The sequence below is a fragment of the Mucilaginibacter conchicola genome (assembly GCF_003432115.1).
Classification (GTDB): Bacteria; Bacteroidota; Bacteroidia; order Sphingobacteriales; family Sphingobacteriaceae; genus Mucilaginibacter; species Mucilaginibacter conchicola.
Window position 1 is genome coordinate 1,715,070 of the sequence record NZ_QWDC01000001.1, and the last position, 14,380, is coordinate 1,729,449.

Below are 14,380 nucleotides of genomic sequence, written 5' to 3' on the forward strand. Positions count from 1 at the left end.
CAATCCCTCACTCATTCACTCCTTCAATCATTATTCTAAGGTGATATCCAAACCTAAACCTCTTAGCTCGTGAACCAATACGTTGAATGATTCCGGCACTGATGGTGTTGGCAGGTTCTCGCCTTTAACAATAGCTTCGTATGTTTTGGCACGGCCGATAACATCATCCGACTTAACGGTAAGTATCTCCTGTAGTATGTTTGCTGCACCGAATGCTTCCAATGCCCAAACCTCCATCTCACCAAAACGCTGACCACCAAACTGAGCTTTACCACCCAGCGGCTGTTGTGTGATAAGCGAGTACGGACCGATTGAACGGGCGTGCATCTTATCATCAACCATGTGGCCCAGTTTAAGCATGTAGATAATACCTACAGTAGTTTGCTGGTCAAAACGGTCGCCGGTTAAGCCGTTGTACAAGTAAGTACGTCCTGACTCTGGTAACTTAGCTTTAGCTATCCACTCTTCTACCTCGCTGTGGCTTGCACCATCGAAGATAGGAGTAGCGAATTTCATACCCAGCTCTTTACCAGCCCAACCTAATACAGTCTCATAGATCTGGCCCAAGTTCATACGTGAAGGTACACCCAGTGGGTTCAACACGATATCAACAGGGGTACCATCTTCTAAGAAAGGCATATCCTCGTCACGTACAATACGTGCTACGATACCTTTGTTACCGTGGCGGCCCGCCATTTTATCACCTACTTTAAGTTTACGTTTCTTAGCGATGTAAACTTTAGCCATCTGTACTATACCTGATGGTAGCTCATCACCCACGCTGATAGCAAACTTATCACGACGGTAAGCACCCAGTTCCTCATTTACTTTAATACCGTAGTTATGAAGTAATTGCTTTATCTGGTCGTTTTTGTCGTCATCAGTTGTCCATTTAGTTGGGTTGATGCTTTCGTAGTTCAGTTCAGCCAATATTTTCTGAGTGAACTTAACGCCTTTAGCTACAAAAAGCTCTTTGTAAACGTTGTAAACACCTTGTGAGGTTTTACCATTTACTATCTCAAACAACTTATCAACTAAAGTAGCTTTAAGTTCTCTGATGGCTTTTTCGTGTTTAGCATCAAGTTTCTCAATTTGTGCTTTCTCTTCAGATTTGGTGGTCTTTTTAGCACGGCTGAAAAGTTTGGTATCAATAACAACACCCGCAATTGACGGCGGCGTTTTTAATGATGCATCCTTAACATCACCTGCTTTATCACCAAATATGGCACGTAATAATTTCTCTTCCGGTGAAGGATCTGATTCACCTTTCGGAGTGATCTTACCTATCAGGATGTCGCCTTCTTTAACCTCGGCACCGATACGGATGATACCGTTCTCGTCAAGGTCTTTAGTAGCTTCTTCTGATACGTTAGGGATATCCGGTGTCAATTCCTCTTCACCACGTTTGGTATCACGAACCTCTAACTCAAACTCCTCAACGTGAATTGAAGTGAAGATATCCTGTGATACTACGCGCTCAGAAATTACGATCGCATCCTCAAAGTTATAACCTTGCCAAGGCATGAATGCCACTTTAAGGTTACGGCCAAGAGCAAGCTCACCATCCTGAGTTGCGTAACCTTCACAAAGAACCTGGCCTTTTTCAACTCTCTGGCCTTTTTTAACAATTGGCTTAAGGTTGATGGTGGTGCTTTGGTTCGTCTTTTTAAACTTGGTTAACAAGTAAGTTCTGCTATCACCGTCAAATGAAATTAAACGGTCAAGCTCGTTACGGTCATATTTAATGGTTATCTGGTTAGCATCAACATACTCAACCACACCATTGCCTTCGGCATTGATAAGGGTACGAGAGTCTTTTGCTACACGGCCTTCCAAACCAGTACCTACAATTGGCGCCTCAGGGCGTAAAAGTGGCACGGCCTGGCGTTGCATGTTCGATCCCATCAATGCACGGTTAGCGTCATCGTGCTCTAAGAACGGAATTAACGATGCAGCGATAGACGTGATCTGGTTTGGAGCAATGTCCATTAAGTCAAGTCTTTCAGGCTCGATAACCGGGAAGTCACCCTCGTAACGTGCTTTTACACGTGGAGTAGCAAATTCACCTTTGTCATCATATACTGCGTTTGCCTGGCCAATAGTTTTACCGTCTTCATCTTCTGCAGATAGGTAAATAACCGGCTCTTGCACTTGTACTTTACCATCAACAACGCGTTTGTACGGTGTTTCGATAAAGCCTAAGTTGTTGATCTTAGCGTGTACACATAGAGACGAGATCAGACCGATGTTCGGGCCCTCTGGAGTCTCAATGGTACATAACCTACCGTAGTGGGTGTAGTGAACGTCACGAACCTCGAAACCTGCACGCTCACGTGACAGACCACCGGGACCAAGGGCTGACAGACGACGCTTGTGCGTGATCTCTGCCAGTGGATTGGTTTGGTCCATGAACTGTGAAAGCTGGTTGGTACCGAAGAACGAGTTGATAACTGATGACAGTGTACGCGCGTTGATCAGGTCAGTCGGTGTGAACACCTCGTTGTCACGAATGTTCATACGCTCGCGGATGGTACGTGCCATACGCGCTAAACCTACACCAAACTGAGCGTAAAGCTGCTCACCAACGGTACGCACACGACGGTTTGATAAGTGGTCAATATCATCCACCTCAGCTTTTGAGTTGATAAGTTTGATCAGGTATTTAACGATCGCGATAATGTCCTGCTTGGTTAATACTTTGATCTCGTCAGAAGTATCAAGTTTCAGTTTACGGTTGATGCGGTAACGGCCTACATCACCCAGGTCATATCTTTTATCAGAGAAGAACAACCTATCGATGATACCGCGGGCGGTTTCCTCATCAGGTGGTTCTGCGTTACGCAGCTGGCGGTAGATGTGCTCAACCGCTTCTTTCTCTGAGTTTGAAGTATCTTTTTGTAAAGTATTGTATATAATGGTATAATCACCGCTGGTAGCAGCATCCTCTTTGTTAAGGATGATGGTTTTAACACCAGCGTCAATGATCATATCGATATGGTCATCTTCCAATACGGTTTCGCGCTCAAGGATGATCTCGTTACGATCGATAGAAACTACCTCACCGGTATCTTCATCTACGAAGTCTTCAACCCATTTTTTAAGCACCCTTGCAGCAAGCTTACGGCCAATAAATTTCTTAAGGCCAGATTTGCTTACTTTAACTTCGTCTGCCAGCTCAAATAACTCTAAGATATCTTTATCAGAGTCATAGCCAATAGCGCGAAGAAGCGTAGTAACCGGGAATTTTTTCTTACGGTCAATGTAAGCATACATCACGTTGTTAACGTCAGTAGCAAACTCAATCCATGAACCTTTGAAAGGTATAACACGGGCAGAGTATAGTTTTGTACCGTTGGTGTGGCGGCTTTGGCCAAAGAACACACCTGGTGAGCGGTGCAGCTGTGATACAATTACACGCTCGGCACCATTGATCACAAATGTACCTTTAGGCGTCATGTATGGGATGGTACCCAGGTATACGTCTTGTACAATTGTTTCAAAATCTTCGTGCTCGGCATCGTTACAGCTAAGGCGAAGTTTTGCTTTTAATGGCACACTGTAAGTTAATCCACGCTCAATACACTCACGTATATCATAACGAGGCGGATCAATAAAATAATCAAGAAACTCTAAAACGAAGATGTTCCTTGAATCTGAGATAGGAAAGTTTTCTGCGAATACTTTAAACAGGCCCTCTTTGTGGCGGTTGTCTGAAGTAGTTTCTAATTGAAAAAATTCCTGGAAAGATTGTAACTGTACATCCAGGAAATCCGGGTAATCAAGTACCTTTCTGCTGGTTGCAAAGTTTACTCTTTGGTTATTATCGTTTGCCAAGGTGTTATAATTTTAATTTATTAAACCTATTTGTAGATTTTAGAACTGAGATATGAGATTTGAGACGAACTGAAACCGGCTTGAATATTTGATTACCGAAGCGGTCTCAAATCTCAGATCTAATGTCTCAAATCTATATGACGTATATAAACAGCAATAGACCCCGACCAAAAATGGTCGGAGTCTGATGCTATTTTGTGCGGTGGGTTAAATTATTTAACCTCAACTACTGCTCCGGCTTCCTCTAATTGTTTTTTCAGAGACTCAGCTTCTTCTTTAGAAACGCCAGCTTTCAATTCTTTTGGAGCGCCGTCTACTAAATCTTTAGCTTCTTTAAGACCAAGACCAGTTAAGTCTTTTACTAATTTAACAACTGCTAATTTCTGACCACCTGCTTCTTTCAGGATTACGTCAAATGCAGTTTGCTCAGCAGCAGCTGGAGCAGCGTCACCGCCGTCACCTGCAGGAGCAGCAACAGCAACAGCTGCAGCAGCTGGCTCAATGCCATACTCGTCTTTCAAGATTTGAGCTAATTCGTTTACTTCTTTTACTGTTAAGTTAACCAACTGTTCAGCAAAGGCTTTTAAATCTGCCATTTTATTTTAAATTTTTACTTTTAATACTTTGTTTTTTAATGTCCAAACTTTTAAAGGTGTTTGGATTAACCTCTTTCTTGTAATGTTTTTACAACACCTGCAATAATGCTTCCGCCTGATTGTAGAGCAGAAACAACGTTCTTAGCCGGTGATTGCAGTAAGCCAACGATCTCGCCTATCAGTTGCTCCTTAGATTTAAGCTTAGTTAAGGTATCTAACTGATTGTCGCCGATGAAAATAGCTGAATCAATGTAAGCTGCTTTTAAAACTGGTTTATCACCTGTTTTTCTCAATTTCTTGATCAACTTAGCCGGAGCTGTTGCTGATTTAGAGAAAAGGATTGATGAAGAACCTTTAAGCACATCATAAATTCCAGCGAAATCGCCACCTGCAGCTTCCATAGCTTTTTTGATCAAGCTGTTTTTAGCTACTTGCATGGTGATCTCATTTTCAAAGCACTGACGACGGATAGAATTTACTTTTGCAACCGTAAGATCAGCTGTATCGGTAATATAAAAGTTACCATACTCTTTAATCTGCTCAGTAAGGGCAAGAACAAGGTCGTGTTTTTCTTCTTTATTCATGATTAGATCCCCGCTACTGATTTAGTTTCAATTGTAATTCCTGGCGACATTGTTGAAGAGATGTGTATACTCTTAAAGTATGTGCCCTTTGCTGCTGATGGTTTTAATTTAGAGATAACCTGCAATACTTCTAATGCATTCTCATAAATTTTCTCAGCAGAGAAAGATGCTTTTCCTATTGAAGTGTGGATGATACCGGTTTTGTCAACCTTGAAGTCAATTTTACCACCTTTTACCTCAGTTACAGCTTTACCTACTTCTGTAGTAACTGTACCTGATTTAGGGTTAGGCATTAAGTTACGCGGACCTAAAACACGGCCCAAACGTCCTACTTTAGCCATAACACTTGGCATAGTGATGATAATATCAACATCAGTCCAACCGCCTTCAATCTTGGCAATATAATCATCCAAACCTACGAAATCTGCACCTGCGTCTTTAGCCTCTTGTTCCTTATCAGGAGTACAAAGTACTAATACACGTACAGTTTTACCGGTTCCATGAGGAAGGGTTGCAATACCACGTACCATTTGATTGGCTTTACGTGGGTCAACGCCTAAACGTACATCAATATCTACTGATGAATCAAACTTTGTGTTGGTTAATTCCTTAACCAAAGCTGACGCATCTTGCAATGTGTAAGTTTTGTTCGCCTCAATTTTGGAGAGTGCCGCTTTTTGATTTTTTGTTAATCTTGCCACTGTCTTAAACTGATTTGTATAAATTAATTGTTCCAGGGAGCTGTACCGCTAACGGTGATCCCCATACTGCGGGCAGTACCTGCCACCATTTTCATGGCTGATTCTACTGTGAAAGCATTCAAATCAGTCATTTTATCTTTTGCAATGGTTTCAACCTGTTCCCAATTTACATTGGCAACTTTTTTACGGTTAGGTTCTGCTGAACCACTTTTTAAACCAGTAACTTCCAACAGTTGGATTGCAACCGGTGGAGTTTTGATGATAAAATCGAATGACTTGTCTACGTACACAGTAATAACCACAGGTAACACTTTACCAGGACGATCCTGGGTACGTGCATTAAACTGCTTGCAAAACTCCATAATGTTCACACCTTTTGCACCCAATGCTGGGCCAATTGGTGGAGATGGATTTGCCGCGCCGCCTTTTACTTGTAGTTTTACTAACGCACCGACTTCTTTTGCCATTTTTAATTTACTTTATTATAACTCAATGTTAGTAAGTGGAAGCTAAGTAACATTTAAGATCTTAAGATTTGAGATGTTAGATATGAGATTTGAGACTCTCCTAACCATCTATACAAACCTGTATATTTTTATATTATTGTTAGACCGGATCATTTTGACTTTTCGATGTCTCACATCTAAAATCTCATATCTCCCATCTATTCTTTCTCTACCTGCATGTAATTCAATTCAAGCGGCGTACGGCGCCCAAATATCTTTACCATTACTTTCAGTTTCTTTTTCTCTTCGTTAACTTCTTCAATAACACCGCTGAAACCGTTGAAAGGGCCGTCCATTACTTTAACGTTCTCGCCAACGTAATAAGGCACATTCATTGTTTCGGCCTGGGTAGTCATCTCGTCAACCTTACCTAAAATGCGGTTAACCTCAGCCTGGCGCAATGGGATAGCATTACCTGCCTTATCGCCCAAAAAGCCAATAACGCTGTTGATGTTCTTGATAACGTGCTCAAGCTCACCATCCAACGCTGCTTCCATTAATACATATCCCGGAAAGTAGTTACGCTCTTTAGCGATCTTCTTTCCATCACGCATCTGGTAATATTTCTCAGTAGGTATTAAAACCTGCGGCACAAGATGAGTAATACCCAACCTGCTTACTTCCGCATCTATATATTGTTTTACCTTCTTTTCTTTACCACTAATAGCCCTAACTACGTACCATTTTAATTGATCACTCATCTACTTAAACTTATAATTAGGTTAGTGAAGTATAAAACTGGTTAAGCAAATAGCCGATTATCTGATCCATACCAAAGATAACCAGGGCAATAATTAATGCCGCAACCAATACCAATACAGCGCTGCTTTGCAGCTCTCTCCAGGTTGGCCAGGTTACTTTCTCGGTCAACTCGATGTATGATTCTTTAATATATTCAGCTACGCCTGCCATTTTATCTATTCGCTTAAAGCACGGGAACAAGGATTCGAACCCTGATCAAAGGTTTTGGAGACCTCTATTCTACCGTTGAACTATTCCCGTGTATGTAAACTTCTGTTACCAGAAATTTATATGTTTTGCTTATTGTGAATAAAGTACCGAGACAATAGCCCCGGTACTTTACACAAAAATTAACCGTTAGCTACCCGTTTAAGGGTATTTTGGATTATGCTAATATTTCAGTTACCTGACCAGCACCTACGGTTCTACCACCTTCACGGATAGCGAAACGCAGACCTTTTTCCATTGCAATAGCGTTGATCAATTTTACTGTAATTGTAACGTTATCACCTGGCATAACCATTTCTACACCTTCAGCAAGTGAAATCTCACCTGTTACGTCTGTGGTACGGAAATAGAATTGTGGACGGTATTTGTTGAAGAATGGAGTGTGACGGCCACCTTCTGCTTTTGATAATACGTAAACTTCTGCTTTGAAATCTGTGTGAGGAGTTACTGAACCTGGTTTACAGATAACCATACCACGACGGATATCAGTTTTCTCAATACCACGTAACAATAAACCTACGTTGTCACCAGCTTCACCACGGTCAAGGATCTTACGGAACATCTCAACACCAGTTACGGTTGATTTCAAGTTCTCAGCACCCATACCTAAAATATCTACTGGATCACCAGAGTTGATCACACCACGCTCGATACGGCCAGTTGCTACTGTACCACGACCAGTGATTGAGAATACGTCCTCAACTGGCATCAAGAATGGAAGATCTGTCAAACGTGGAGGGATTGGGATGTAGCTATCTACAGCATCCATCAACTCCATAATTTTACCAACCCATTTTGGATCAGCATTTAAGCCACCAAGAGCAGAACCTTGGATAACTGGGATATCATCACCCGGGAACTCGTAGAATGATAATAACTCACGAACTTCCATCTCAACAAGCTCTAACAACTCTGGGTCGTCAACCATGTCAACTTTGTTCATGAATACTACAAGTGCAGGTACACCTACCTGACGAGCCAAAAGGATGTGCTCGCGAGTTTGTGGCATTGGACCATCAGTAGCAGCAACCACGATGATAGCACCATCCATTTGAGCAGCACCAGTAACCATGTTTTTTACATAGTCAGCGTGACCTGGACAGTCAACGTGTGCGTAGTGACGGTTAGCAGTTGAGTACTCAACGTGAGCAGTATTGATAGTAATACCACGCTCTTTTTCTTCAGGAGCAGAGTCAATTGAATCGAATGAACGCGCTTCTGATAAACCTGCGTCAGCTAATACTTTAGTGATAGCTGCGGTAAGGGTTGTTTTACCGTGGTCAACGTGACCGATTGTACCGATGTTTAAGTGCGGTTTACTGCGGTCAAATTTTTCTTTTGCCATGATCTATTTTTGTTTGTAGGTTAATTTATTCTTAATTAATACTATTTAAAGTACCTGAGCCAACAATGGGATTTGAACCCATGACCTCTTCCTTACCAAGGAAGTGCTCTACCCCTGAGCTACGTCGGCTTGTTTTTTAAGCTTGCAGTTACCAGTTTTAAGTTTGCAGTTACCAACTGCTTACTGCGAACCGCTTACTGCCAACTTCTTTTTAAGAGCGGAAGACGAGGTTCGAACTCGCGACCTATAGCTTGGAAGGCTATCGCTCTACCAACTGAGCTACTTCCGCTTTTAATTAGTGAATGAGCGAGTTAGTGAATTATTGAATTTTGCTAATCAACTTAAAGTCAATCACTCATTCAATAATTCAAAAATTCACTCATTCAAAAATGTGGGGAGAGAAGGATTCGAACCTTCGTAGCCGAAGCAACGGATTTACAGTCCGTCCCATTTGACCGCTCTGGTACCTCCCCATCGTTTAATTTCGGAAATTATGATACTCAATTGGAAGCTAAGTAACACACTTCCGAAATAAACTGAGCCCCCTATCGGAATCGAACCAATGACCTACTGATTACAAGTCAGTTGCTCTACCAGCTGAGCTAAGGAGGCTTATTTATTTCTCCTATCCTGTTTTACCGGAATAGTTGAAGCGCAAATTTAATTTGCTTTTATTTTATTCTCTTTTAAAAGAACCACCCTTTGGCTTTATGCGGTGTGTTTAAGACCTCTCCGAAAGGGATTGCAAATCTACAAAAAAATATACCCCTGCAAAATATTTTTGCAAAAAAAATCGGCAGGCTTTTGGCCCGCCGATCTTAACGAAATTTTCGTTCTCATATCTACTTAAAAATCATCCTCTTCCGAAACAAGCGCTGCATTTTTAGCAGCTTCGGCAGCAATAGATTTTTTTGTTTTGTATTTATCAATTTGCTTCCTCAGGCTCTCAACCGCCAGGTCGGTGGCCTCTTCAAAGGTCTTGCATTTCTCTTTTGCAAACATCTGCAAGCCCGGCAGCGTTAGCTTTATCTCCGATATTTTGTTAGCCTCATCCTCTACGTTCTCCAGTTTTAAATAAACTTCGCCGCTTACTATTTTGTCAAAAAACGTCTCCAGCTTGTCTGCTTTCTTCTGTATAAAATCCAGTAATTTCTGATCTGCGGTGAAATGAATTGATTGCACTGTAATTTTCATTTTTCCTCCTTTTTACGCCTTTGGATGGGCTTGTTTATAAATCGATTTAAGTCTCTCAACAGAATTATGCGTGTACACCTGCGTGGCACTTAAGTTAGCATGCCCCAGCAGTTCCTTAATAGCATTAAGATCCGCGCCCTTATTTAACAGGCTTGTTGCAAAAGTGTGCCTTAGCACGTGCGGGCTTTTTTTATCCTGTGTTGATATATAAGCCAGATACCTTTGCACGGTTAAATAAATAAGCTTCGGATACGCATCCGCTCCTTTATTTGTAACGATAAAGGTTAAGGAATTGTTATCAAAATTTTCACTTTTCTTAGCCTCCCGGTATTGGTCAATAAGTGCCAATAGCTCGTTATTAAGCGGTATTATCCTCTGTTTGTTGCGTTTACCTAATACCTTTATGGTTTTATCGCGGGTATCAATATCCTCATCTTTTAAGCCCAACAACTCTGCCAAACGCATGCCGGTACCAAAAAGCATTTCAATGATCAGTTTATCGCGCAGGCCGGCAAAGTCGTCAGTGAATACCGGCTTATCATCTTTCTTTATTTTACCATCAAGCAAAGCTGTCATTTTATCAGCCTCAACAACCACGGGTAAACCCTTAGTTATTTTAGGTGCGATGATCTTTGCAGTGGGGTTAGCAGTAACCTCGCCACGTTGCAGCAGATATTTAAAGTATTTACGCAGAGTAGCCAGTTTGCGGTTGATAGAACGCGGGCCAATACCTGCATCCATTTGCTGCACCATCCAGTTACGGATGTCATGATAGCTTATCTCAGCCGGATGTTTGGTGGTGGGTTCTTCCTGCGGCGGATTCAAATAATGCAGGAATTGCTGCAGGTCGGTCTCGTACGCTGTAACGGTGTGGGGCGAGTATCTTTTCTCGTTACGGATATATTGTATGAAATCGCCTAAAAACATAAAAACTATTTGAACACCCAAGTAAATTGAATGTACAAATAGTTTTTTTATGCTGACAAGAAATTTGTGAAATTCTTTATCGGGTGATAAGAATTAAACAGTTTCCTGGTTTAAACCTTGTTTGTAGATAGCGTGTTTAACCACGTGTCTGCGAGTAACAGATTTCTTTTCGAAAGCTTGACGACTGCGTAGCTCTCTTAATACACCAGTTTTCTCGAATTTCTTTTTAAAGCGTTTTAATGCCTTATCTAATGATTCTCCGTCTTTTACGTTGATAATGATCATAATCCCAAATACCTCCTTTCAGGGACGTCAAAGGTAGAAAAAATGTTTTAATATTGAAATACAATAAATTATATTTTTTTGAAGCAGTAAATTCGTTATGCTGAATTTCTTTCAGCATCTCACTTGCTAAGTTCAATACCTTGCTGATAGGATCCCGAAACAAGTTTGGGATGACGAGAGCATAGTATGATACTACTCTGCCGCCGTAGCTTTCAAAGCTTGCGGTACGCGTTTATCTGCAGGCAGGGCCATATATTTTTTGTAGCTATCATTTATATAAGCTGCCATTGATTCGCGGTTGTTGCTACGCAAAAATTTGTAGTTAGGCCTGTACAAGGTCATAAAATTCTCCAGCTCTATTCCTTTTAATGGCACAATGCTACCCACATAAGCCGGGCTAAATGCAGCATCTATTGCACGTTGCTCTGCCTCGGTCTGGAAATAGTGTTTCAACCGGCGGGCACGCTTGCCCTCGCTGCTAAACCATGTTGATGGCGATAGCACATATACCTTGCTCTTCTCATAAACCTCAGGATACTCTTTACGCGGGTCAAAAGACGGGCGGGTAGCGGTTACGTTCACCTCGCTTAGTTTTATCATCTGGGTGGCCATCTCAATGCGCTTTGGTCGCATGTCTATCACATATAAAGTATCAGCCGTATAACCCGGCGAGTTGAATACAAGGGTATGCCCTGTAGCCGTGCTGATCTCAAAATTTCCGTTCTTATCCGTTATTGTCACCTGCTTGGTGTTAATGTCTCGTATAAATACATTATCGAGGCGGTTGTTGTGGCCACTTTCATACACCGTTCCTTTTAATTGGTTTTGTGCTGATGCAAGTTGCGCTAATACGGTAAAGGTGGCAATCAGGGAGAATATCTTCTTCATAACGGTAATGTTAGCAATATATTAACCTTTGCAAGTTTATAAAGGTTTGCAAATAAACACTTCTGCGCATAAAAAAACCCGGTATTAACCGGGTTTTTAAAATGATATTACTTTTTCCAGACGTTATTATCTGAGTTGTAATCTGGCGATGTCTTATCAGGGTCAACCGTTACTGATACGATCTCTTCGGTTGAAGGGAATTTGGCAACAAAGCTGGTGTTACGTTCCCATATCTCAACAGGCAGTTTTAAGCGCTGTACTTTACCGCTTGCAGTTTTCACTTCAAGCGTGGTAGGGAACGCCATTTTATCCAGGTTATCCAATGTGATGAGAGCACCTTTTGATGGGTCGTTGTTCACATATTTTACATCACGAACGCCAACATCCAGTCTCCAGTTGTTTACAAACCAACCTCTCCAGAACCATTGCAGGCTCTCACCGCCAACGTTCTCCATGGTACGGAAAAAGTCATCAGGAGTAGGATGTTTAAATGCCCAGCGTGCAACATAAGTGCGGAAAGCAAGGTCAAAACGCTCGGGGCCTAATATCTCCTCGCGCAACATGGTTAAGCCCATGCCCGGTTTAAAGTATAATAATAAGCCTGTGTTTTGCTCCTTGAGATCTGCAGGGGCGCTCATTACCGTTTCAAGATCCGGGCGGGTTAAGAACGCGCCTATCTTTTGCATATCTTGTTTTTTGCCTGCATACTCGCCTTTGTTGAAATCGGCGGTAGTTAAGGTATTGATGAAGGTATTAAAACCTTCGTCCATCCAACCATAAAGGCGCTCGTTTGAGCCTACAATCATCGGGAACCAGGTATGGCCAAACTCGTGGTCGTTAACCCCCCAAAGGTCTTTTGATTTTGCTCTCCAGCTACAGAAAACAATACCAGGGTACTCCATACCACCAACAACACCGGCTACTGCGGTTGCTGCAGGGTAAGGATACTCAAACCATTTTTGTGAGTTATACTCGATAGATTTTTTCACGTACTCGGTAGAGCGGCCCCAGGCATTATTACCATCACTCTCAACCGGATAGGCTGATATTGCTGTTGATTTTTTACCGCTTGGCAGGTCCATTTTTGCTGCATCAACAATAAATGAAGCCGATGATGCCCATGAAGCATCACGCGCATTTTTTATCTTAAAATGCCAGGTGAGTTCTTTTTTACCCGCCGGGCGTGATGCCGCGCTGGTAACTTCTGATGCTGAGCGGATAACTACAGTTTGTTCGCTTTTTTCAGCAGCATCCCAACGTTTAATTTGCTCAGGTGTGTAAACTTCCTGCGGGTTTTGCAACTCGCCCGATGCTACCACGATGTGGTTTGCAGGCGCAGTAATGCTTAGGTCAAAGTCGCCGTACTCCAGGTAAAACTCGCCCGGGCCGGTGTACGGCAGCATGTTCCAGCCTTGTACATCATCATACACGTACATGCGCGGATACCACTGGGCAACGGTATAGATCTTCCCGTTTTTAGTATCCTGGATACCGGTACGGTCTGAACCGTAGTTAGGCACCACAAATGAATATTCGATAGTCAGTTTAACCTGACCACCGTTTGCCGCAACACCCTGCGGCAAGAAAACCTGCATGCGGGTATCGTTAATAATGTATTTAAGATCGGCACCTGCTGCACCTTTAGCACCGGAAAGTTTTACCGATTTAATAGTATAACCACCTTGCGACAGATCGCCACGGCCACCGTTACGGCTACCCGCCGGCGGGATGATGGCTTCGCCACGAGAGCCTTGTTTAAACAAGTTCTGATCTAACTGCATCCACAGGAAATCCAGTTTTTGCGGGCTGTTATTAGTATAATTTAATACCTCAGAACCTACAACCTCGTTGGTTTGGTCGTTAAGTTTTGCTGATAGTTGATAATCGGCACGGTTTTGCCAGTATTTTGGGCCGGGCTGGCCATCGGCTGCGCGAAATTCAGATCCGTTTTTGGTATAAAAGAAAGGCGCAAATGCATCGTGGTAGTTATAGTTGCTTGCGGGAGCTTGTTGAGCATTAGCAACACCACTTATTGCCAAAACAGCCAGCATGCTGCCGGCAATTAGTTTCAGTTTCATAGTATTTTAATGATTTAGTAAAAACAAAAGCAAGTATACACAATATACTATTGCATATACTTACCAAATAATAGTGTAATAAGTAATTTACCTTAAGGCTGATGAACAGCCTTTTATAGACGGGTTATTTATTTCAACTCATTGTTGTAAACACCTTCATCAAAGCCAAAGAACAGGAAATCATCCTTTTCAATAACCGGGCGTTTGATCATGCTGGTTTTCTCTTGCAGTAGTTTAAGCGCGTCATCCTTGGTTTTAACGCCTTCTTTAACGGCGGGGTCAAGCTGTTTCCAGGTAAGGCCCTGTTTGTTCAGGAATTTTTCGTACCCTGCTTTGGCATCCCACTCCTCCAACTTTTCGCGGCTGATGCCTAGCTTTTTAAAATCATGAAACTCATAAGCCACGTTGTTGGCCTTAAACCAGTCTAAGGCTTTTTTTACCGTATTGCAATTGGTTATACCGTATACTTTCAT

14 protein-coding genes and 5 tRNA genes are annotated in these 14,380 nt (G+C 42.2%); all 19 read right to left on the reverse strand.

The genetic code is table 11. The annotated features are described in order from the left end of the window. Positions 1-30: 30 nt before the first annotated feature. A complete protein-coding gene (rpoB, locus tag D0C36_RS07655; RefSeq protein ID WP_117390958.1) occupies positions 31-3,834 on the reverse strand; it encodes a DNA-directed RNA polymerase subunit beta in 3,804 nt (1,267 codons plus the stop codon). A 212-nt stretch (positions 3,835-4,046) separates the two neighbouring features. After that, positions 4,047-4,430, reverse strand: a complete 384-nt coding sequence (gene rplL, locus D0C36_RS07660; protein ID WP_095703543.1) for a 50S ribosomal protein L7/L12 — start codon at positions 4,428-4,430, stop codon at positions 4,047-4,049. Positions 4,431-4,495: 65 nt separating this feature from the next. Then, the gene (gene rplJ / locus D0C36_RS07665; RefSeq protein WP_117390959.1) at positions 4,496-5,014 is read right to left on the reverse strand and encodes a 50S ribosomal protein L10; all 519 of its coding nucleotides are present in this window, start codon (positions 5,012-5,014) and stop codon (positions 4,496-4,498) included. A 2-nt stretch (positions 5,015-5,016) separates the two neighbouring features. Beyond that, entirely contained in the window at positions 5,017-5,715 is a 699-nt protein-coding gene (rplA, locus tag D0C36_RS07670; RefSeq protein ID WP_117390960.1) for a 50S ribosomal protein L1, read from the reverse strand. Positions 5,716-5,738: 23 nt separating this feature from the next. Further along, a complete protein-coding gene (rplK, locus tag D0C36_RS07675) occupies positions 5,739-6,182 on the reverse strand; it encodes a 50S ribosomal protein L11 (RefSeq protein ID WP_117390961.1) in 444 nt (147 codons plus the stop codon). A gap of 197 nt (positions 6,183-6,379) precedes the next feature. After that, complete coding sequence (gene nusG / locus D0C36_RS07680; protein WP_117390962.1) at positions 6,380-6,922, reverse strand: transcription termination/antitermination protein NusG; 543 nt, start codon at positions 6,920-6,922, stop codon at positions 6,380-6,382. Between the two features lie 16 nt (positions 6,923-6,938). Continuing rightward, entirely contained in the window at positions 6,939-7,133 is a 195-nt protein-coding gene (gene secE, locus D0C36_RS07685) for a preprotein translocase subunit SecE (protein ID WP_117390963.1), read from the reverse strand. A gap of 19 nt (positions 7,134-7,152) precedes the next feature. Next, positions 7,153-7,223 (reverse strand) — tRNA-Trp (locus D0C36_RS07690). A gap of 124 nt (positions 7,224-7,347) precedes the next feature. Then, entirely contained in the window at positions 7,348-8,535 is a 1,188-nt protein-coding gene (gene tuf / locus D0C36_RS07695; protein ID WP_117390964.1) for an elongation factor Tu, read from the reverse strand. A gap of 57 nt (positions 8,536-8,592) precedes the next feature. Continuing rightward, positions 8,593-8,664: transfer RNA gene (locus tag D0C36_RS07700), tRNA-Thr, on the reverse strand. 87 nt (positions 8,665-8,751) lie between these two features. Then, positions 8,752-8,824 (reverse strand) — tRNA-Gly (locus D0C36_RS07705). Between the two features lie 103 nt (positions 8,825-8,927). Then, positions 8,928-9,008, reverse strand: a tRNA-Tyr gene (locus tag D0C36_RS07710). Positions 9,009-9,074: 66 nt separating this feature from the next. Continuing rightward, positions 9,075-9,147, reverse strand: a tRNA-Thr gene (locus D0C36_RS07715). Positions 9,148-9,381: 234 nt separating this feature from the next. Then, positions 9,382-9,729: a ribosome hibernation-promoting factor, HPF/YfiA family gene (gene hpf / locus D0C36_RS07720; protein WP_117390965.1), complete on the reverse strand. Its 348-nt coding sequence runs from the start codon at positions 9,727-9,729 to the stop codon at positions 9,382-9,384. A 12-nt stretch (positions 9,730-9,741) separates the two neighbouring features. Beyond that, the gene (locus tag D0C36_RS07725; protein WP_117390966.1) at positions 9,742-10,656 is read right to left on the reverse strand and encodes a tyrosine-type recombinase/integrase; all 915 of its coding nucleotides are present in this window, start codon (positions 10,654-10,656) and stop codon (positions 9,742-9,744) included. A 93-nt stretch (positions 10,657-10,749) separates the two neighbouring features. After that, positions 10,750-10,941, reverse strand: coding sequence for a 30S ribosomal protein S21 (rpsU, locus tag D0C36_RS07730; protein WP_022833144.1), 192 nt, complete (start codon positions 10,939-10,941; stop codon positions 10,750-10,752). A gap of 192 nt (positions 10,942-11,133) precedes the next feature. Further along, complete coding sequence (locus tag D0C36_RS07735; RefSeq protein WP_117390967.1) at positions 11,134-11,829, reverse strand: carboxypeptidase-like regulatory domain-containing protein; 696 nt, start codon at positions 11,827-11,829, stop codon at positions 11,134-11,136. 107 nt (positions 11,830-11,936) lie between these two features. Then, entirely contained in the window at positions 11,937-13,907 is a 1,971-nt protein-coding gene (locus tag D0C36_RS07740; protein WP_117390968.1) for a M1 family metallopeptidase, read from the reverse strand. A gap of 128 nt (positions 13,908-14,035) precedes the next feature. Beyond that, complete coding sequence (locus D0C36_RS07745; RefSeq protein ID WP_117390969.1) at positions 14,036-14,380, reverse strand: Spx/MgsR family RNA polymerase-binding regulatory protein; 345 nt, start codon at positions 14,378-14,380, stop codon at positions 14,036-14,038.